Annotated in this window: 15 protein-coding genes; 5 read left to right on the plus strand and 10 right to left on the minus strand. The window is 48.8% G+C overall.

Features of this window, described 5'->3' with window-relative positions; translation table 11 throughout:
- Positions 1–280: 280 nt before the first annotated feature.
- Positions 281–3,121, plus strand: a complete 2,841-nt coding sequence (locus tag AYK67_RS04580; RefSeq protein ID WP_082735632.1) for a TolC family protein — start codon at positions 281–283, stop codon at positions 3,119–3,121.
- Between the two features lie 344 nt (positions 3,122–3,465).
- Here AYK67_RS04580 and AYK67_RS04585 read toward each other — a convergent pair whose 3' ends face one another.
- Positions 3,466–5,616, minus strand: a complete 2,151-nt coding sequence (locus AYK67_RS04585; RefSeq protein WP_068082937.1) for an ATP-binding cassette domain-containing protein — start codon at positions 5,614–5,616, stop codon at positions 3,466–3,468.
- Positions 5,617–5,892: 276 nt separating this feature from the next.
- Here AYK67_RS04585 and AYK67_RS04595 point away from each other — a divergent pair, with 276 nt between their 5' ends.
- Positions 5,893–7,710 carry a hypothetical protein gene (locus tag AYK67_RS04595; RefSeq protein ID WP_068082946.1) on the plus strand — a complete coding sequence of 606 codons (1,818 nt, stop codon included), beginning with the start codon at positions 5,893–5,895 and terminating at the stop codon, positions 7,708–7,710.
- Positions 7,711–7,985: 275 nt separating this feature from the next.
- Here AYK67_RS04595 and AYK67_RS04600 read toward each other — a convergent pair whose 3' ends face one another.
- From AYK67_RS04600 to AYK67_RS04635, 8 genes are all read right to left on the minus strand, one after another.
- Positions 7,986–9,131: an iron-containing alcohol dehydrogenase gene (locus AYK67_RS04600; protein ID WP_068082949.1), complete on the minus strand. Its 1,146-nt coding sequence runs from the start codon at positions 9,129–9,131 to the stop codon at positions 7,986–7,988.
- 428 nt (positions 9,132–9,559) lie between these two features.
- Positions 9,560–10,744 carry an NnrS family protein gene (locus AYK67_RS04605; protein ID WP_068082951.1) on the minus strand — a complete coding sequence of 395 codons (1,185 nt, stop codon included), beginning with the start codon at positions 10,742–10,744 and terminating at the stop codon, positions 9,560–9,562.
- 168 nt (positions 10,745–10,912) lie between these two features.
- Complete coding sequence (locus AYK67_RS04610) at positions 10,913–11,176, minus strand: hypothetical protein (RefSeq protein WP_208976209.1); 264 nt, start codon at positions 11,174–11,176, stop codon at positions 10,913–10,915.
- On the minus strand, positions 11,155–11,337 hold the full coding sequence (locus AYK67_RS04615; protein ID WP_068082957.1) for a protein NnrT: 183 nt from the start codon (positions 11,335–11,337) through the stop codon (positions 11,155–11,157). The genes AYK67_RS04610 and AYK67_RS04615 overlap by 22 nt, the downstream gene beginning before the upstream one ends.
- Positions 11,338–11,339: 2 nt before the next feature.
- Positions 11,340–13,256, minus strand: coding sequence for a nitric oxide reductase activation protein NorD (locus tag AYK67_RS04620; protein ID WP_068082959.1), 1,917 nt, complete (start codon positions 13,254–13,256; stop codon positions 11,340–11,342).
- 4 nt (positions 13,257–13,260) lie between these two features.
- Entirely contained in the window at positions 13,261–14,052 is a 792-nt protein-coding gene (locus tag AYK67_RS04625; RefSeq protein WP_068082961.1) for a CbbQ/NirQ/NorQ/GpvN family protein, read from the minus strand.
- Position 14,053: 1 nt separating this feature from the next.
- A complete protein-coding gene (locus AYK67_RS04630; protein WP_068082964.1) occupies positions 14,054–15,403 on the minus strand; it encodes a cbb3-type cytochrome c oxidase subunit I in 1,350 nt (449 codons plus the stop codon).
- A 12-nt stretch (positions 15,404–15,415) separates the two neighbouring features.
- On the minus strand, positions 15,416–15,868 hold the full coding sequence (locus tag AYK67_RS04635; protein ID WP_068082966.1) for a c-type cytochrome: 453 nt from the start codon (positions 15,866–15,868) through the stop codon (positions 15,416–15,418).
- Positions 15,869–15,995: 127 nt separating this feature from the next.
- On the opposite strand from AYK67_RS04635, the gene AYK67_RS04640 reads away from it, so the two are divergent.
- Positions 15,996–16,214, plus strand: coding sequence for a DUF1858 domain-containing protein (locus AYK67_RS04640; RefSeq protein ID WP_068082968.1), 219 nt, complete (start codon positions 15,996–15,998; stop codon positions 16,212–16,214).
- 69 nt (positions 16,215–16,283) lie between these two features.
- On the opposite strand, the gene AYK67_RS04645 is transcribed toward AYK67_RS04640, so the two are convergent.
- Positions 16,284–17,018: a Crp/Fnr family transcriptional regulator gene (locus AYK67_RS04645; protein ID WP_068082971.1), complete on the minus strand. Its 735-nt coding sequence runs from the start codon at positions 17,016–17,018 to the stop codon at positions 16,284–16,286.
- Between the two features lie 239 nt (positions 17,019–17,257).
- Here AYK67_RS04645 and AYK67_RS04650 point away from each other — a divergent pair, with 239 nt between their 5' ends.
- Complete coding sequence (locus AYK67_RS04650; RefSeq protein ID WP_244266878.1) at positions 17,258–17,632, plus strand: pseudoazurin; 375 nt, start codon at positions 17,258–17,260, stop codon at positions 17,630–17,632.
- 59 nt (positions 17,633–17,691) lie between these two features.
- Positions 17,692–18,927 (plus strand): copper-containing nitrite reductase, encoded by a 1,236-nt coding sequence (gene nirK, locus AYK67_RS04655; RefSeq protein WP_068082976.1) that lies wholly within the window; start codon positions 17,692–17,694, stop codon positions 18,925–18,927.
- The last annotated feature ends 55 nt before the right edge of the window (positions 18,928–18,982 follow it).

Below are 18,982 nucleotides of genomic sequence, written 5' to 3' on the forward strand. Positions count from 1 at the left end.
GATTTTGCTGAAGTTTTGTAAGTTTTTTGCTTTGATTTTTGTTGAGCGGTCACCCTTTATTTAATAGGAGCCGTGCGGTTGCTATTTTGATTCAGGTAATTGATTTAACTTATTGATATATATAGATAATGCGATTGAGTTTTTGATTCAGCCTATTCGTAATTATACCCCTTTTGAATTTCATAGGATTATCCTTGGCATGACCCCTTAGGTTTGGGCTGATAGGCTATTTTGAAGGTTTATTACCGCCCAGAAGGTTGTGTATGCGTCGGGGCATATTATGAGAAATTATATATTTAAGTCGATAGTTTTGATTGCTCTGCTTTTAACTGGTCTTATGCCTTTACACGCAATGAGCTTGCAAGAAGCCGTGCGGCTGACTTTGGCTAATCACCCCGAGTTGCGTGCGGCTGAAAAAGGAGCGGAGGCTGCCCGATTTGCCCAAGAACGTGTTGAAGGGCAGTGGTATCCGCGCCTGACCTTTGAAGCCGAAGGCGGGGCGGAATGGCGTGAACGGCGCTCGACACGGCGCATATCGCGGTTCTGGTATGGGCCGTATCGGGTTGGTGCACGTGCCACGCAGCAATTGTTTGATGGTTTTGCAACTACCCATAAAGTTCGCAGGCAAGCGCATTTAAGCGAAGCTGCCCACTATGCTATTGATGCGCAAGCTGAGCTGTTAGCACTAGAAACGGCATTGGCTTACAATGAAATAGCCCGAATGCAAGTGCTTGAAACGTTGGCGAGATCTAATCTCCAATATTTGCGATCAATGGAGGAAAAGAGTCGAAAAGGCGTTTTACAAGGTGTTCTATCAATTGCCGATCAGCAGTTAGCCGAGGCGCGAGCCAGTGCCGGGGCGGTGGCACTTAGTGAGGTAAAAGAGGCACTTGCAAAAGCTCAAGAGCAATTTAAATCCCTTACTGGGGTTGTTTTTCGCGGTACTGCTGGTGGGGGACGGCTGGAGGCGGTTGCCTCATCACTTAGCCAGTTAATTACGCAGGTACGGCGTGATAACCCCTATTTGAAACAGTTGCAGCAAAATGCAGGGGCTGCCGAGGAAAACATTCGGGTTTCGGAGGCGGGGTATTACCCGGAGGTTGATTTAGAGCTGCAATCTGGACTGCGGGAAAATTATGACGGACGTTTGGGGGTTGACCGTGGCGCTAGTGCCAGCATTTTAATGCGCTGGAATGTTTTTGATGGTCCAAGGCGCTCTAGTTTGTATGGGCAACGGGTCGCAGAAGCAGGAGAAAAAAAATACCAGTTTGACGCTGCGCTGCGGCGCTTGGAAGAAAGAGCCAGAGCGGCCTATGGGCAACTGCAAGAGCTGCAAAAGCAGCAAAGATATTTACAACAGCAAGTGCATTCTTCCATGGCTTTACGCCACTCTTATACAAGACAATACAGTTTAGGAGAGCGGCAACTGCTTGATGTGCTTGAGGTGCAAGCGCAGTACTTTGCCGCACAGGTTCAAGCCGTTTCCGTTCGTTATGCCTATCAGGATTTACGTTATGAATTGTTGGCGTTAAGTGGTGCGCTGGTTGAGCAGCTCCTTGGTGTGCAAAGTCGTGATCTGCCATCTTTAAGAGCACAAAAAAGCAAGGGACTTGCTGCAAATGAGCGTACTGGCGATGCTACACCAGCGCTTGTTCGTCCACCAAATGAAGCGCTGGCTGCCAGTCTGGATGAAATGCAAGGTGTTGTCACCGCGCGGCGTTCCTTTGAAAAACGTAGGGGCGATTTACGAGAGCAGGATGTTCACCGTCTTGTGCGTTTGCCTTCTAAACGTGTTGATGATGAAAAAAACGAAACCACCAGCGCACTACAGCCCTTGGAAATGGGGCATTTAGAGGGGCAAGAGCTTAAAGAGCATCGCGATAAAAAAGTAATCCTCTCTGAGAATATCGGGTTAAACGGGGACAAGCACAAGAAAAGCCCATCCCCCCATGTGTTGGCAGAGCTGCCTTTTGAAACAGGAGAAAAGGCTGTGGCTAGTGTGGCCTATGGTGATGGGGGGGATTTAGCGTCAAAGTATCGTGCTTTTGCAAGTAAGCCAGACGATAAGGGCGCTTTAGCTTTACAAAAAGGCTTTGTACGCCCTACAAAAAGTGATCGTCAAACAGGCATTCACCGTCATGCGCATACCCGCGCGACAACGCGCTTGATCGTGATGAGGCAGGGGGAAGGTGCGAGGAAAGCCGCACTCGGCGGTTGGCATGGTGTACAAGCCTCATTTGCCTGGGTTCTTTTGCCGACCCTTAAGAGTAGCGAGCTCAAGCAATCGACAGAACGGTTGAACGCGCTTGTGAAACATGGTGCTACGCGCTCACCCGCTGATTCTTCTAGGCCAACCGTTGCGGCCGCTAGGCAAGAGAGAAACAGGTTCTCAAAGCAGCTTAACCGGATTGGAGCAAGTTTAATTTTGGGTGAAAATGCTAGATCTACTGTGGCCTTACCACTGGTTAAACCCGCAGGTTTTCGTGGAGAGCTTACCCGTCAGGTTTCTACAGTAATGAATGCGGGGCAAAATTTTTTCAAAGAGAACAGGAAGAGGCAACGACCAGCCCGCATGCTGAGCAGTCGCTTGCAAGTGGGGCGCATGGCAAAAACTACTGGGTTATATGGAAATGTCGCACCTATAAAATCGGATCAAGGGCACGCCTTTAGCACGCAAAGCGTTATTCCAAGGCCTAAAGCTACGGGTATCAAACAGGGCTCTAATGCCCAGTCTGCGCATAAAAAAAGTGATTTCTTTATTGTTGGGGGAGCGCAACAGCAAGAGGGTGAGCAGGCAAGAGTGCAGGTTAAGCCTAAGGAGAGTTATAATTCCGTCGGGGTGGTGTCTTCGCGGCCACTACAAAATCCAAAGGGTTTGGTTGTTGCAGCGCGCAGTCGCCAGACCTTTGATAAAGCCCTGGAACAGCTTAACTCTAGCTGGTTCATTGAAACAAGTGATAGGAGTGGTAAGGGGCAAATTCTCTCTCAAGCCGTGATTCCGCTTCCACGGGTTAAGCCCAAGGGGGGCTCTTTCAAAGACCTGCCGATTACAGCTGTGCAAGCACAACATAAAGCGAAGAAGCAGCGCAAGGGTATCTGGTCGCACAGCAAACAAAACTAGTTTTGTGTTTATTACTCACTATAGAACTATCGGCTTATAAATTTCGCTCAAGTTGCATGTTGTTTGTGTAAGGCGTGGTTGTTTGCTTTTTGTGTTGTGCCGAACGCTAACATGAAGCGAGTGTTAAAGTGTCCGTTTGACACCACTATTGCAAGTGTGCTCGAAGCTTAAGTTGAGTGCGTAAATTAACCCTCTATTGTTTTTCGTAGGCTTGATTGGGGTGGTTAAGATTATGTCTCGTGCCATACAGGTCTATTTCTCGCTGCAGGGAGCTTTGGCAAAGTGGTTGTTTGCTTTGTTGCCTCAGCACCTCAAAGCTTGCCCGTCTATTGGGGTGTGCTTAGTTACTTTTGCTCATCAGCAATTATTTGCCCCCGATCAATAATGATGACACGATCCACAAGGTCAAGAGGGGTGCTGCGATGGGTTGTCATAAGCAAAGTTTGATGCGGCTGAATATGCTGTTGTAGTTCTTTAATTATGTGCTCTTCGGTTTTCGTGTCCATCGTGCCTGTTGGGTCGTCTAATAATACAATTGGCGGATGGTTGATGAAGGCTTTTATCATTTGAAGTGCTTGCAACTCGCCTGCAGACAGTTGTTGCAGTTCAGCACTCAGCTGCGTCTGTTCGCAATTGAGCAGGCGGTTGAAAACATTTGTTGCGCCTGCTTTTTGTGCGGCACAGATTATATCTTCAAGTGACGGTTTGTAATAGCTGCGCTGAAAGTTTGTGAAAAGGTCATAGGGCCATAAACGTATACCTTGAAAAATGGCGGTAATACTTGCAGCGCGCTCGGCCGGAAAATAGCTGGAAAGCTCTAGTCCATCAATGATAACCTGCCCTTTTTGCGGCAAATATATACCGCCTATCGTTTTTAGCAGGCTGGTTTTGCCGCTGCCTGTGGCTCCCAGTATGGCGGTTTTTTCCCCTGCTTTTATCTGCAGGTTTATGTTGGAGAGAATGTTCTCATTGGTATTTTTGTTATTGTAACCGGTTTGTTTCAGGGTGAGTTTTTTAATTTCAATCTCGCCGTGTTCGATTTTTCGCGCCACATGGGGCTTGGCAGTATTACGGCCTATGTGCGCTGGCTGATCACCGTTTTGAGAGTATGTGCGCGCGGGGCTGCGTGTTCCTAGTAAATTCCACTGGGCCGCTGTGCTGAGTGTTATTATTGATAGGGTTGCTAGAGCCGATAAATGTAAAGTTCCCTGCATACTCAGTTCAAATGCCAGCCCCAAACCAAGAGAAGTCAACAGCACTGCCTTTATGAACGCGGTCTGCCAGTTTTCTTGAAACTCTCTCGCCTCAACGGCTTGAAAAGAGCGGGCAAGGTAGCCACGCACTTTGTGATAGAGGGCAGAGGTGACGATTGTTTCTACGAGCGACTTTGAGAGCAAAAGGTTTTGCGTGGGTTTATCCGCGCTTTGCTGTGTATCTGCCGCCGGTCGGTTTAGAAGCAAATGAGCGCACAACAATATAAACTGTAAAAGAGCAATGGCCAGAAAATGTGGTTGTGTTGTGCTGGCCGCAATTGCGACAAGGCATAGAAAAATGGCATTGGCACGATCGCAGATACTGAGTGTGTGTGGGCGATGGTGCGTTGGGGTGTATGCCGGGGAGGTATGAGGGCTGGTGGCGCTTTTCCAGCTCTTACCCATTGTTTTGGGTGATAACAAGGCCTCAAGTTTGTTCAGCTCACAGGTGAAGCGAAGCTTATTCTCATAAGCTCTGGCAATTGAGAGTTTTATCCGCTCAATGAGATAATAACTTACGGGCAATAAGCCTATTAAGCACAGCCAAATATAGCTTTGCGTGTTCATGTTTGGCCAGTTGAATCCAGCTGTGGTTTGGCCGTCTGTTGATTGTGGCATTTGCAGAACTGTTGCGCCCAGTAAAAGCGCTAGGCTGAAGAAGACAAAGCTTAAGCTTAAAAGACCAAGGGTTAATTGGGGTGATTTGAGCGTTGTTGCCTTGATCTTTTCTTGCTGTTTAAGTCGTTTGCTCGGTTTTGTTTTGACCAGATAAATGGGCGTGCTGGATTTGAGTGCAATTTCGCTGTGCTGCATGTTTATCGTGCCGCCAGCGGCCTGAGGCAATGCTACGGTTATTTTGTTTTCGCCATGGGTGGCAATAGCAACCACCGGGCCGACGCCCTTGAGGTTTATCAGAGCCGGTAGGAGCAGGTCGGAGAGCGAGGATATGGGCGCATTGGTTCGTTTTAGGATGAAACCGCATTCATTCGCAGCCCGCTGGAATTGCTGGATTGAAAAGCGCTCTCCGGTTCGTAAATACCGCTCTTGCAGGCGGGAGATGTTAACTGGGTGGTCCAGTTGCTGGGCAAGTATTTGCAAAACGCCGGCATAGGGGTCTTCAAAGCCATAATCGTCGATAGTTTGTGGAGTCCCCGCTTGCGGGAGCTGTGAGTGGTCCTGATGGTCGGCTTGTTGTTTGTGTTCGTCCCGCACATCTTTTGTCAGACTTGTTGAAACGCCCATGCAGAACTCCTTAGTGAGTGTTGACGGATTAAAGGGTGCGCATGACGCGATAACCTATGAAAAGGCTATGCGATTCTTTGCTGTATGAGAGCACCTGAACAATCACGGGTGAAGACTGCTTTGTTTGGGGTGTCCGGATGCGTTGCCTTTGAAATGGCCAGTGAAATGGCTAGTGAAATGGCCTGCGATTTTTGGGTCTTTTGTCACTCAACTGGCAATCGTAATGGGCATTGTGCGGCGTGCTTGGTGTGCGTTTGTGGTGCTGAGGGTGTATAAATGGTGCAACAAGCGGCTGAGGAGATTTATCTGGCAGTACTTGGTCGCCGTCAAAGGTACCTAGTTTGGCTTGGTTTGTTTACTGGCTGCCTGTTGTTTTTGCTAAGTGCGGGTTTTCTTAGCCTTCTTTCGTTTCAGCAATCGCGCGAGATACCGGTTGGGGTTGTTCTTGCCGATTTTATCGAGTTTGTGCCCTTGCAGAAGGGGCAAGGGGGCTTTTACGTTAACGGGAGTGGGCAATCCTTACCGCTTGTTGTGGTGAGTAATGAAGGTAAGATTGTTTTTTTGCGAAAGGATGGGCTACGGGTTCAGGCTGGCAGTCAGCTTACATTTCTCAGAGAAGAACGCTCTAGTGGACACGTGCCCGCGCTGGATAATGAACAAAACAGGCCACAAACATCGCCTTTAGGCCGTCATGATCGGAAGGAGAGTTTTGATCAGCGAGCACAAGTTAATTGGGAGCGATTACAGGGACAACGCGATGAGCTGAATAAACAGGCGAAAACCTTGAGTATAATCCTTGAAGCTTTGCCAAAGGGGGGAGGCGTTCGGGATGATCCGACCTCCTTGGAGGAAATAGAACGATTTCGTTTTGGGCTTCAAGGTGTTTGGCTCGATTTAATAGAGGAGGCTGCCACGTTGCCAGAGCCTGTTCGGCTGCTTGGGCCGGGGGAAGTCACGTTAGACGCTGGGCTTGAACGGCTTAGCCAGCTTGTTGAAAGTGCACAAGAAAGCCATGAAATCTACCATGCGGGTGCGCAAAGGCGCGGAATTTTGGCAAAAGAACTGGCGCTCATTTTGCAAGAAAAACAAATGAAGGCTCCTCTTGTTGAAGAGCTGATTATTCCACGAATTGCGATTATTGAGCTTGAGCGGGCGGCACTTGCCAAGCAACGACAAATTGCTGGCGAAGAATTGGCCCTTTTACAAAACGGTAAGCGGCTGCAAAAGGATTATGCGCAAATCCGGATCGCGCTAGAGGAAACTCTATTGCAAATGAAACAGGTTGAACAGCGGTTTGCTGATTTTGGGCGAGATCTGGACGATAGCGGTGTAGAGCAGTCAATAGTTTTGCCTTCAACACAGTGGCCTAGGGAAACAGGAAGCGTGACTAACGGCAGGACTACGCCCCTAAAAGCAACGCGCGCAGATCGGCAGGATTTGGAACCAGTATTTATCGCCCCGCGGCAAGGCTTTTTATATGAAGTAAAGCGCGCGGCTGATTCTAATGGTCAGGGTTGGAGCCGGGCGGTGGTTTTTATTGCAGAGCAGGGCAGTTTTACCGCTCAAAAGCACTCAATAGGCAGTGAACGGGTGCAAGTGGGCGAAAGCCATTTGAAAGCTGAACTGCCAAGTGCCGCAAGTTTGTCATCGTGGTTGCCCTTTATTGAGAGAGGTTTAGATCCGTTAGGGCAACAAAAAGGTAAGGCATTGGGCGAGGTTTTTCTTCAGATCAGTGGTGTGTATTTTGGACAGCAAGGGAAATTAGCTTTTAAAAATGAGGAAAAAAATGCTTTTCAGGGGGGCTCATTCGTGGCTGATCGTTGGCCAGAGGATAAGCAGGAGAAAACCTTGGTGAGCCATCGGTTTTCTTGGGAGCGTGCCGCACTAACACACTTTGAGGGCTCAAAATTCATTAATTCCCAAAAAGAGCTGAATCCCACAAATAACATGGCGGTTTTGCGCTGGCAGGAGCAGCAAACCGTTGTGCGAATTATTTGGCAAAGGTTTTGGCGTGAATGGGCACATGGGGCACTTAAAACCAGCAAGCAGTATTGGCAGGAACTACGGGTTTTTGCAGGTAAGCAGTTTGCTTAGGGTGCGCTAAGGCTTTTCGTTCCAGAAGTAGTTTTTTATTTCCGCTTTGTGTCAGTTAACGAATACACATAGCTTTTGAAGGGTATTTGATCTTGAAAAAAGCTGAGTGGTATTATTTTCGTGAGCTTGATTCACGCAAAAGGGATGCGCTCAAGGTTTGGTGGTGTCTTGCTTTAGTGTTGAGTTTGTTGCGCCATTGCAAGCCTGCACTTGGTGGGGTGCAGGCTTGGTGCTTCTTAAGGCAATATGTATTTTTGTATTAGCAGGCTGTGCTTTTAAAGGGCGTGGACCAATATTTCCTTGATTTCCTTTTGAGAAATGTTGGCATGCTCTCCCATATCATGCAGGTAATCCCTGGAATCGATGGTTTTTAAGAAGGGTTTTAGCTGCTCGTTATTGCCAACGCCAATGTGGGAAAGGCGCGTGGGCATGTGCAGTTTATTGTAGAAGTTTTCAATTGCATCAATGGTTTGCTCAGCCAAGAATGGATTTTCATGCAGGCCAAAAACATTGCGGCCCATTTGGCGCAGTTTACCGCGTTTCTGCTTGAGTTGTGCGCGTAGTAACGAGGGTTGAACAATTGAAAGTGTTGCTGCGTGGTCGGTGCCATAATAGGCGGTAATCTCATGTCCAATTCCATGGGTCGCCCAATCGGTGGGCACACCGGCGCCCAAAAAGCCGTTGAGGGCCTGATTGGCGGCAAGCATGAGGTTTTCGCGCCATTCATCATCTTGCTGATCAAATGAATTTGCTAGTTTGATAAGCGTTTTTAATAGGGTTTCCGCATAACCATCGTGGACCATAGCCTCCACGGGGTAGGTAAGGTATTGCTCGCAAATATGGACAAAAGCGTCAACAATACCGTTACGTAGCTGGCGTTCGGGTAATGTCTTCATGGTGTCGGGGTCGAGTACGGCAAATTGCGGGCGAACCAATGGAGAGCCGAATGCACGCTTTTCCCGAGTTGCCATTTTGGTTACGACGGAATTGCCGTTGCTTTCACTTCCAGTGGCGGGCAAAGTTAGAATGCAACCCAAAGGCAATGCTTTTTCAACTGGGGTTTTTCTAGTGACAATGTCCCATGGTTCGCCTTCATAACAGCATGCCGCTGCAATGAGCTTGCAGCCATCCACCACCGAGCCTCCGCCGACTGCCAGAATGTAATCGAGCTTTTCTTCTTTCACCAGTGCGATGGCTTCCAACAGGGTTTCATAATGGGGGTTGGGCTCAATACCTGAAAACTCTTGCCACTGATACTTATGGAGTGCCTTGGTAACTTGGTTATAAACCCCGTTTTTTTTGATCGAGCCACCACCGTAAGCAAGCAGCACGCGGGCATTTTCGGGGATTTGATCGGTAATGGCTGAAATTTGGCCACGACCAAAAAAAATAGCGGTAGGGTTTTGAAAACTAAATAACATGGTTGGCGTTCTCTTGCTTATTGGTGTGGGGTGCAGCAGGTGGGGCCGCTTGCGGGCACTTACTGACCACATTCACTTATAACCAGTGGGGAGCACCAGACTACGCCTAATTTTGGAAGCTTGAAAAGCCTTTGTTGGCATGGTGAATAAAAAATACCTGAATTCTCTCGAGTTGTAATGTATTTTTACGTAGGGTGTTGGGTGGTTTTGGGGCGTGGTGTGTTGGGGGTGCAAGGTTTATTTCTCGCCTGTACATAGAAGAGCATGTCATTAAGGCTTCAAATGTAGCCCAATCAAAAATTGATAAACTAAACCTGCTTATTGAGCAGCAAAGCTCTTGAACGGCAAGCTTTCTTATTTCGCCAAAATACCAGCCTTATTGAGGCTGGTATGTCCAATTATATTTTCCTGGGGCTAAATGGTGAAGCTCACATTGGCCTGCCGTCGGCGCGTGGTGTGGTGAGCATAGGGGCATAACGTAGTGCGAAAGCTGCAAAGGCAATGACCCAAAGTGTGGCAGATATATGCAGCGACATTGTGTAGAGTGCATCGCTGATTAAGGGCAAGAAAACCCGCGCAGTCGCGCTGAGCATGATTGAATAGAAAATAAGCGTATCAACCCATGTGGCACGCATAGGGCGGCCGGTGTGGCCTAAGCTGGAGCGGGTCATCATCGCCAGCATCATACCGGCCATGGCCCCAATGGTGAGCGCATGCAGGGCGTAGATTTGTTCTAGTTCGACGATTTCAAGAAGCGCTGCAGCGCGTAACAGGAAAGCAAGGGGCAGCCAGGCATAGCTTAATGGCAGTATCCAGAGGATCGGGTTCTTCCATGTACGGAAGGGAGACCAAAGCCCCAGTTTAAAGGCATGCAATACACCAAGGGCGATGCAAAGGGTGGCTTGCGGCAAGGGGTATTCGCTGTACATGCCAAAGATACTATCCAAAACAAGCAGTGCTAGCATACCAATTACCAGCGCCGCCTCGAGTTTGGGAAGGCGCACCGCTTTGGGTCCAAGGGCATTATTCGTGAATATCGGTATAATACGGCCGGCTATCACGCTGATAAAAATAGCGAATATATCGATAACGGCCAGAAAGAGTGCTTCGGGGGAGATTGTTATCCAACCCCATGCATCTGCATGGAACGCGAGATTGGCGCAGGACATGATGCTCAACAGCATGATGACAAATAAATTGCGGCGATTGTTGGCTTTTATCAAGGGAATGGCAACGCCGACGGTGGCTGCAGGTAAAAATGCCAGATCAATTATTGAGGCAAGCGGGCTATTCCAAAAAAGTAAAACAATACGACCGGCAAGCCAAAGTAGTGCTAGCAACGCCAAGTGTGTTCCATGGGGTGTTCGAACGCCCGTCCAGTTTTGTACGGCGGTGAATAAAAAGCCAATCAATATGGCGGCACCAAAGCCGAAGAGCAGCTCGTGGGCGTGCCAGTAAAGCCCGTCCAGCGGGCCGGAAATTTCTAAGTGGCCGGTTAGATTGAAAATCCAAAGGGGTATGGTGATCGCCGCGTATATGGCACCTAATAGGTAGAAGGGGCGGAACCCTAAAGAAAATGTGGCTTGTAAACGGGGGGAACTACTTGCTTGCACAGCTTTTCTCGCGCGAGGCGCTCCTTCGTGTTTTGTGGAATTGCGTTTTATTTGCAACCTTACATGGTCGATTTACTGGGTATTTGTTGCAAGTCAATTAACTGGGTGTTTTGCAAGTAAGGCGCGAAGAAACCACAGGAACTCTCTAGTCCATGTGTGTTTCTTGTTTTACTTTTTGCGGGTGCCATCAGCCTGTTGCATCAGGTTTTTTATATGGGCTGCGAAGTAATAGGTTGCCGGTAAGGCAATAAGTGCTCCGATAATGATAGACCATGTGGTGGACAGCACCGGGCCGCCAAGCCAGGTGCCGATAAGCGAGGCAAAGAAAACATTCACCGCAAAGGCTCCCACGCCAAAGGGGTAGAGCGCTGCGGTGATTTTCCAAATTGACCAGCTGTTATCGCGGCGTGTCATCGGCGGGCAATCATCCATTGTACGGCGGCCAATGCAAGTATTAGTGCAATGGATGCGATGGCAAACCAGAACTCAGCGGTGGCTGATTGTGCCTGTGGTATGGGCCGGTCATAAGCGGTTGCCAGCGCAAGAGTGGGGTAAAGAACTAGAGATAATAATGATGATAGGAACAAGCGCATGGTTAGCTCTCCTTTGTTAAACTGCGGTAGATTTCGGGAAGGGCGCGTAGCAAGCGCTCGGGGTTGGGCAGTAGCGTAAAGCCGCCACGCCCGAAAATCCGGGTGAACCAGTTTTGACCGTCTTCATCAATCACAATGGCGTGTAGGCTCATGCCTTGCGATCGAAGCTCGCGTACCGCCATATGACTGTCTTCAATACCGAACTGGCCTTCATAATGATCGAGATCATTGGGTTTGCCATCGGTTAGAATAATGAGCAGTTTTCGCGCGCTGTTTTGTGTGGCGAGTTGCGCTCCCACGTGGCGTATTGCTGTGCCAAGGCGGGTGTAATGGCCCGGTTTTAGAGCGGCAATATTCTGTTCTATTTGCTCGTTCATCGGGTCCTGGAAGTCTTTCACCCTTGAGAGGAAGACACGATCACGGTAGAGCGATGAAAAACCCCAGATTCCCAGTTTATCTCCGGCTGCATCAATACCAAAAGACATGGCCGTCATGGCCTCGCGGGCGGTGTCGATAACTGTGGTGTCGCCAATTGCGGATTCAGTGGAGCGCGAGGTATCTATCAAAAAGGCAACGCTTAAGTCCCGTTCTGTTTGGCGGGAATCTTGCCAAATTCGATCGCTGCCATACCCTGTGGCCATTAAATCGGTTTGCGTGGTGATGAGGGCGTCCAAGTCCAGCTCAGAGCCTTCTATTTGCCGCAGCTGGATTTTGCGCTTGGGCATAAGTGCCTCAAACTGACGACGTACCTGGCGCACATGGGCAGGATTGGCTTTAAACTGCTCATCGTGTGATACCTGTATGGGAGCATCAAGCACACGGCAATGGTCTTCCATGTAAGATTTTGTGCGGTAATTCCATTCCGGATAAACATATTTACCGGCTAGCTTTTCATGGTCAGCATCGGAAGGGGAAAGGTCAAGGTGTAAGCGCAGACGAGTAGCTGCTTTGCGATTGTGCTTGGTGAGGGTAATTTTTTCCTGATCATCTGCCGCCTTTTGTGCATTTTCGTCGTCATCATCATCCACTGAGCGGTTGATATTCATGGACTCGACCCATGAAAGAATAGCCTCAAAGCGGTGAATGATAAAACTATCGGAGCGGCGGTTCTGCTCGTTGTCTTTTCGCTCGCCCTGCTTTTTATTGGCCATCGCCATGGCGAGTGGTGCTTTTGCGGCCGGGTCTTGCTCTTCCTCAGCCGCTTTTGCGCCTAGCTTTGGCGTGATAAATTGCAGCCAGATGGGGACGGGTGCATAGGGGTGATAATTGCGTTGTGCAGTTGGGGTTGAATTGCTAAATGAAAACTGTTCTGCTGGGCCCTTGTGTATTAGGGCGGCGCAAATATCTTGTTCTATTTGCTGCTCTTGGGTTGGACGCAACAATTTTGGGCGCTGGGCAAGAGCGTAATTTGCCATCAGTTCAAACGGTTTGCGTAGCCCAGGGCATGTTTTTAGTACTTGGGCTGTGGCGGCAAGGTTACATGTAATAAGCTTTTGATCGCGCTCAATACCCTCTTCAAGGTTGGCGACTTGTTGCCACTGCTCGCTTGAAGCCAAAGCGGCAAGAGCCGTAAGCCAGAGGTAAGCAGAGCGGTTGAGCTGTTTACTTGGAAAGCTCAGAATTTGTGGTGGTAAGCGTAGCGTTTCGCCATTGAAACTGGCCACATAGTGCTTATCGCGGTTGGTGGCCAGTTTACGTTTGGCATTTTGGCGGTGGTTTACAGCGGTTGGGGCCGCTTCTGTTATGTCCACCTGCGCATTGCCATGTAAGGCACGAAATAAAACGGCCAAACTGGTACGTATGTCGGTTAAGCACACAGCCTGATCCGGGAACTGGGCTGACTGTCCCAGATCACTGGCCAAATTGTGCCAGATGTTGCCAACGGTTTCTTCTGGCTCCATCAAATCAAGCAGTTGCATCGCTCTACCCGTAGATTGTTGATATTAAGTCGCGTAATGCTTTTTGAACGTCTTCCTCGTCACTCAAAGGCTCAATGATGGCCACTTGCAGTGCTTGGTCAACATTCATACCCGCGGCAATCAAGGTCGCGGCATAGATAAGCAGGCGGGTGGAAACACCTTCTTCCAGGTCCATGCCTGACAGGGCGCGAATATGACCGGCAAGCCGTACCAAAGAGCTAACGCGGTCAACATCAAGACCGGATTCTTGCGTGACAACGGCGATTTCGGTTTCGGCATCGGGGAAGTCGAACGAGATAGACAAAAAGCGCTGGCGCGTGGATGGCTTTAAGCGTTTTAAAACATTCTGGTAGCCGGGGTTGTAGGAGGCGACCAGCATAAAGCCTTCGGGCGCGACAAGTTCTTCGCCCGTACGATCCAGCATCAAGGTGCGACGGGTGTCGGTGAGCGGGTGCAAGACCACGGTGACGTCTTTACGGGCCTCGACCACCTCGTCGAGATAGCAAATAGCCCCTTCACGCACTGCACGGGTGAGTGGTCCATCTACCCACACGGTTTGACCACCTTTGAGCAGATAACGGCCCATGAGATCGGCGGCGGATAAATCGTCGTGACAGGCAACGGTGTATAGCTTTTTGCCAAGCTTATGGGCCATATGCTCAACGAAGCGGGTTTTGCCGCAGCCCGTAGGCCCCTTCAAAAGAAGGGGTAGGGTGTTGTTATAGGCGGTTTCAAACAGCTCGCATTCGCGAGCTGTTGGTTTATAGAAGGGTGTTTGTGCACTATGTACAGTCAAATTACTCTCCTGTTTTCAGTTGGGCAGATCCTGGTGTGATCACTTCACGCTTATTGATAACCACCATGGAGTAGATGAAGAGCAACGCACCTGCCACCACAGCAACACCGGAACCAAAACGCATGAGATAGAAGACAGAGAGGCTGTCTTGCACTTCCATGTAGTAGTCACCGATGACACGTTGCATATGTGTCTGGATTGTACCGGCGAAGGTGAGAACAAATGTCATGAATGCCATGCCGCCAGTCATGAGCCAGAAGCTGGCCATGTTCATCACCTGATTATAAGGCTCACGCTTGTTAAGCATTGGCATTGCATAGGTGAACATTGCCAGGTTCAAAGCCACGTATGCGCCGAAGAAGGCAAGGTGACCGTGAGCTGCTGTTATTTGTGTGCCGTGGCTGTAGAAGTTAACGCCGTGCAGTGTGTGGAGGAAACCCCATACGCCTGCGCCAAAGAATGCCACGGTTGAAGAACCAAGCGACCACAACAAGGCGGCTTTGTTCGGGTGATTTTTACGCCCTTTCCAAACCATGACAAAGGCAAAGGACATCATCAAGAAGAATGGAATGACTTCGAAGGTAGAGAATATCGAGCCAACCCACTGCCAGTATTTTGGTGTACCGATCCAATAGAAGTGGTGACCGGTGCCAAGGATACCAGAGAATAGTGCCGTTGCGACAATAACGTAGAGCCATTTTTCGACAACTTCGCGGTCAACGCCGGTCATTTTCAGCATCAAGAAGGCCAGAATTGCGGCCATGACCAGTTCCCAAGTGGCTTCAACCCACAGGTGAACCACAAACCACCAGTACATTTTATCAAGGCTGAGGTTGTCTGGGTTGATGAACGCGAAGATCCACAAAAGCGATAGCAGCCACAGCCCTGTGAGCAAAACGCTGGTAATCGCTGTTTTACGGCCCGCCAAAACTGTCAGGGAAATGTTAACAAGGAAGATAACAGCGGCAACCAGAATGCCGAACTTGACCCAAAGAGGTTGTTCCAGGAACTCGCGGCCTCCGTGGATGCCCATAAGGTAGGAGACTACAGCGCCAAGAGTGCCGACAACCAATATGATCAGCTGTAAGTAGGCCAGCTTGACCGAGTAGATTTCTCTTTCAGCTTCTTCAGGTACCAAGAAGTAGGCGGCACCAAAAAAGCCAAGCAGCAACCAAACAATCAGCGCGTTGGTGTGCAGCATTCTTATAATGTTAAATGGCAGTAGCTCGGAAAGGAAGTTGGGTGATACATAAACCCAGCCAGCAAGCAAGCCACCGAGTACTTGAATGGCAAATAAACCCAGAGCGCACAGGAAATAGGCCTTTGCAACTTTTTGCGATTGGTATTTCATGGAATGTTCTCCTTAACCTGCGTCGTTGGGCGGCCAGCCCTGCGTATCGGTATGATCTGCCCACCTTAAGAATTCGGCGAGGCCTTTAATTTCTTCGTCGGTCAAGTGGAAATTGGGCATTTGGCGACGGCCTTCAATGCCGGAAGGCTGTGATTCCATCCATGCCTTGAGCGTCTCAAAAGCTCCTTCGGGGTCGTCGACAACGCCCCAGCGCGTCATGACGTTGCCGACTTCCGGCGCAAAGTAAGCGCCTTCACCGTGGAGGGTATGGCAGTTGATACAGGAGTTTTTCTCCCAAACATGCTTGCCAAGAATCACTTCCTTGGTGAGAGGTTGCGAAGCTGTAGATTTTTCAGTGATATAAAGATGACTTTGTACAGTCAGGACGATGAAAATGACAACGAAGAACAGCGAGCCTCCGTAGAAAATGTTTCGCGCCCGGGATTTGGTAAGTATCTCAGCCATATATTGGCCTCCCCCTGGTTCCGTAATAATGGAAGGGGTAGCGTTTTTTGGAAAAAGGAAGTTTGTGCTTGCGCAAAGTTTAGAGCGGTTAAAACTGTAATGTATGTATTAGAGAAAGGAAAAATACATGTCACTTCAATGTCTTGATAATCCAGACATGACACTTGACCGGCTCATGGAACAGTGTCCACAAACAATTCCTGTATTTTTGAAATATAAAATGCTGTGTGTTGGTTGTCTGGTTAATCCGTTTCACACAATCAGCGATGCTTGTGAAGAATATAAATTGGATGAGCAAGATTTTCGTTGCGAGCTTGAACGGGCAATTACTGCAACCAAGCAGTAGTTGATTGCCGGAATTTCTTGTTTAATAGCTGAGTAATTTAAATGTAAAGGAAACGCCTGCCTGAATTCGCTAATGGGCGTGATTGTCTTTCGGGTGCGCCAATACAACCAGTCCGTGCGGATCACTGACGATTATTCGTTTTCGGCGACTTGATACCAACCCCTGCTTTTCCCACTTGCTCATTAATCTGCTGACAGTATGCAATGTGGTTGCGGTCATTTCCGAAAGGTCTTGCCGGGTAATGGGAAAATCGACTTCTATGCCATCTTCAACGGGACGCCCAGTCTGATTGATTAATCGCAATAGGGCGTTGGCAACGCGCTGCTCCACCTGCTGTGTGGCCATTTCCATAACGCGCATGTTGACCTCGCCAACACGGCGGCCGACAGTCTTGTAGGTTTCGGTGGCAAAGCCCTCATATTTTTCGGTGAATGTGTCCCATAGGGATGTGGGCCAGCTGAGCACAATGGATTCGCTTGCGGTGATGGCTGTTGCCGGGTAAGTGTCTCGGCCAAGTGCTCGGGCTATGCCGAAAAGCTGACCGCTTGGAATATGAAGTGAGATAACCTGCTCCCCAGTAGGGGTAATTCGCACAACCCTTATATAGCCATCCAGCAACATAAAAAAGCGTTCGGCAGCCTCGGCCTCGTCAAACACATGCGTGCCTTCAGGGTGGCGGCGAACAGAAACGTGATTAAGTATTTCGCGAATCTGTTCATTAGATAAGCGAGAAAAAGGTGGCAGCTTTGCAAGCAGACTGGTGTCCAACTTTGGTAAAATTTTTTTTAATGTATTTTCACTCATAGATATATTTAATCACAGAGTAACCCACAGTTCTATAGGTTCTTTTTATAAAACACAGGTGTTTTTACTAAGTAAAATTTCTATGAAAAAGGTTGTGCCAGAGCAAATTCACGCCTTCTTTTGCGTCCTAGTATTTTTGTGAAAGGTCATTGACCGAAACAAAATAGGAAGGGTTAGACAAAATGCTCCGTACAATTTCAATGGCGCTAATTGTTGGAAGTATACTTGCGGGCCCCGCAATGGCAGAGACGTTTGAAGTTCATATGCTGAATAAAGACGGCAAAGAACGCATGGTCTTTAAACCTGATTTTCTTCGTGTGGGCCCAGGTGATACTGTGCGCTTTATCCCAACAGATAAAGGGCATAACGCCCAATCTATCAAAGGCATGATTCCAGAAGGCGCTAAGCCTTTTAAAGGGAAAATGAACAAGGAAGTCGAAGTAACTTTCAGCGACGAAGGTGTTTATGCAATTGAGTGTAAACCGCATTATGCCATGGGGATGGTGATGACTGTTGCTGTTGGTGATGCCAAAGAAGCTCCAAAGGATTTCCTAGAGCGACGTATTCCTAAAAAAGCAAAACAACGTTTCGAAAAACAACTCAAGAATCTCTAGTTTTATCAGTTTGATGTGCTGGGCCCAACGGGCCTAGCCTAACCCTATCGGAGGAAGTTATGGGTAAACTATTTGACAAACAAACACTTGAAGTTAACAGACGTAATATGTTGCGCGGCAGTTTGCTGGCAGGTGCTGCTGCGGTGACTGGTACGAGTGCTGTGGCTATGAATATGCCACAAGGGAAGTCCAAGTTAGTGACTCCACGTGCACCGGCAAAAGAATTTGTGGTTGCGGAGGCAAAAGCGCAGGCGAAAGCAAAAGCGAAACCGGTTGATCTATCCGGCTATGAGCGTGTTCAGCAAAAACTGGTTGCCCCACCTTTTGCGCCCAAGCATGAGCAAGTTGCAAGCGGTAAGCCGAAAATTGTTGAAATCACAATGGAAACCACTGAGAAATTACTGACAGTGGATGAGGATACCGGCGCTGAAATTTGGGCGCTGACTTATAACGGCTCTGTTCCCGGCCCGTTGATCATTGTGCATGAAGGTGATTATGTTGAATTAACACTGCGCAATCCTGCGGACAGTAAAATGGAACATAATATTGATTTCCATGCTTCAACCGGTGCTCTTGGTGGCGGTGGTCTGACCCATATTTACCCAGGGGAAGAGACTGTATTGCGCTGGAAAGCAGTTAAACCAGGCGTGTTTACCTATCACTGTGCACCTGGCGGAGCTATGATCCCTTATCATGTGGTACATGGCATGAATGGCGCTGTTATGGTGTTGCCGCGCGAAGGTCTGAAAGATAAGGCTGGTAACCCATTACGTTACGATTCCATTGCTTACATAGGTGAGCAGGACTTCTATTTGCCAAAAGACAAAGACGGTGAATACAAAACCTACGAGCAAGCGGGTGATGATTACGCAGATAGCTTGGAAGTGATGCGTACATTGGTGCCTACACACTCAGTATTTAATGGCTCCGTTGGTGCGCTTACGGGTGAAAATGCCTTGAAGGCGAAAGTCGGCGAAACCGTTTTGATGATCCATAATCAGGCTAACCGGGATACAAGACCTCACCTTATTGGTGGGCATGGTGACTATGTTTGGGAGGCTGGATCTTTTACGGATGCGCCGCAAACAGGATTGGAGACTTGGTTCATTCGCGGTGGTAGTGCCGGGGCTGCCATGTATACCTTTAAGCAACCGGGTGTTTACGCCTACGTGAATCATAACCTGATTGAGGCAGCACTGCTTGGCGCCACAGCGCACTTCGTAGTGGAGGGTGAATGGAATAACGCTTTGATGGAACAAGTGGTTGCACCTCAAAAGCTGACGAAGCAAGGCTAACTGGTACTGCGAGAAAAATGACAGTACCTGAAACGATAAAGCAGGCATAACTGGG

The organism is Polycladidibacter stylochi (assembly GCF_001562055.1).
GTDB classification, from domain to species: Bacteria; Pseudomonadota; Alphaproteobacteria; order Rhizobiales; family Stappiaceae; genus Pseudovibrio; species Pseudovibrio stylochi.

Excerpts from the sequence above, each read along its gene's own strand:
- AYK67_RS04580 (WP_082735632.1), top strand. The coding sequence starts at position 281 with ATGAGAAATTATATATTTAAGTCGATAGTTTTGATTGCTCTGCTTTTA.
- AYK67_RS04600 (WP_068082949.1), bottom strand. The coding sequence starts at position 9,131 with ATGTTATTTAGTTTTCAAAACCCTACCGCTATTTTTTTTGGTCGTGGC.
- AYK67_RS04645 (WP_068082971.1), bottom strand. The coding sequence starts at position 17,018 with ATGAGTGAAAATACATTAAAAAAAATTTTACCAAAGTTGGACACCAGT.
- AYK67_RS04630 (WP_068082964.1), bottom strand. The coding sequence starts at position 15,403 with ATGAAATACCAATCGCAAAAAGTTGCAAAGGCCTATTTCCTGTGCGCT.
- AYK67_RS04595 (WP_068082946.1), top strand. The coding sequence starts at position 5,893 with ATGGTGCAACAAGCGGCTGAGGAGATTTATCTGGCAGTACTTGGTCGC.
- AYK67_RS04640 (WP_068082968.1), top strand. The coding sequence starts at position 15,996 with ATGTCACTTCAATGTCTTGATAATCCAGACATGACACTTGACCGGCTC.
- AYK67_RS04650 (WP_244266878.1), top strand. The coding sequence starts at position 17,258 with ATGGCAGAGACGTTTGAAGTTCATATGCTGAATAAAGACGGCAAAGAA.
- AYK67_RS04615 (WP_068082957.1), bottom strand. The coding sequence starts at position 11,337 with ATGCGCTTGTTCCTATCATCATTATTATCTCTAGTTCTTTACCCCACT.
- AYK67_RS04635 (WP_068082966.1), bottom strand. The coding sequence starts at position 15,868 with ATGGCTGAGATACTTACCAAATCCCGGGCGCGAAACATTTTCTACGGA.
- AYK67_RS04585 (WP_068082937.1), bottom strand. The coding sequence starts at position 5,616 with ATGGGCGTTTCAACAAGTCTGACAAAAGATGTGCGGGACGAACACAAA.
- nirK (WP_068082976.1), top strand. The coding sequence starts at position 17,692 with ATGGGTAAACTATTTGACAAACAAACACTTGAAGTTAACAGACGTAAT.
- AYK67_RS04610 (WP_208976209.1), bottom strand. The coding sequence starts at position 11,176 with ATGGATGATTGCCCGCCGATGACACGCCGCGATAACAGCTGGTCAATT.
- AYK67_RS04620 (WP_068082959.1), bottom strand. The coding sequence starts at position 13,256 with ATGCAACTGCTTGATTTGATGGAGCCAGAAGAAACCGTTGGCAACATC.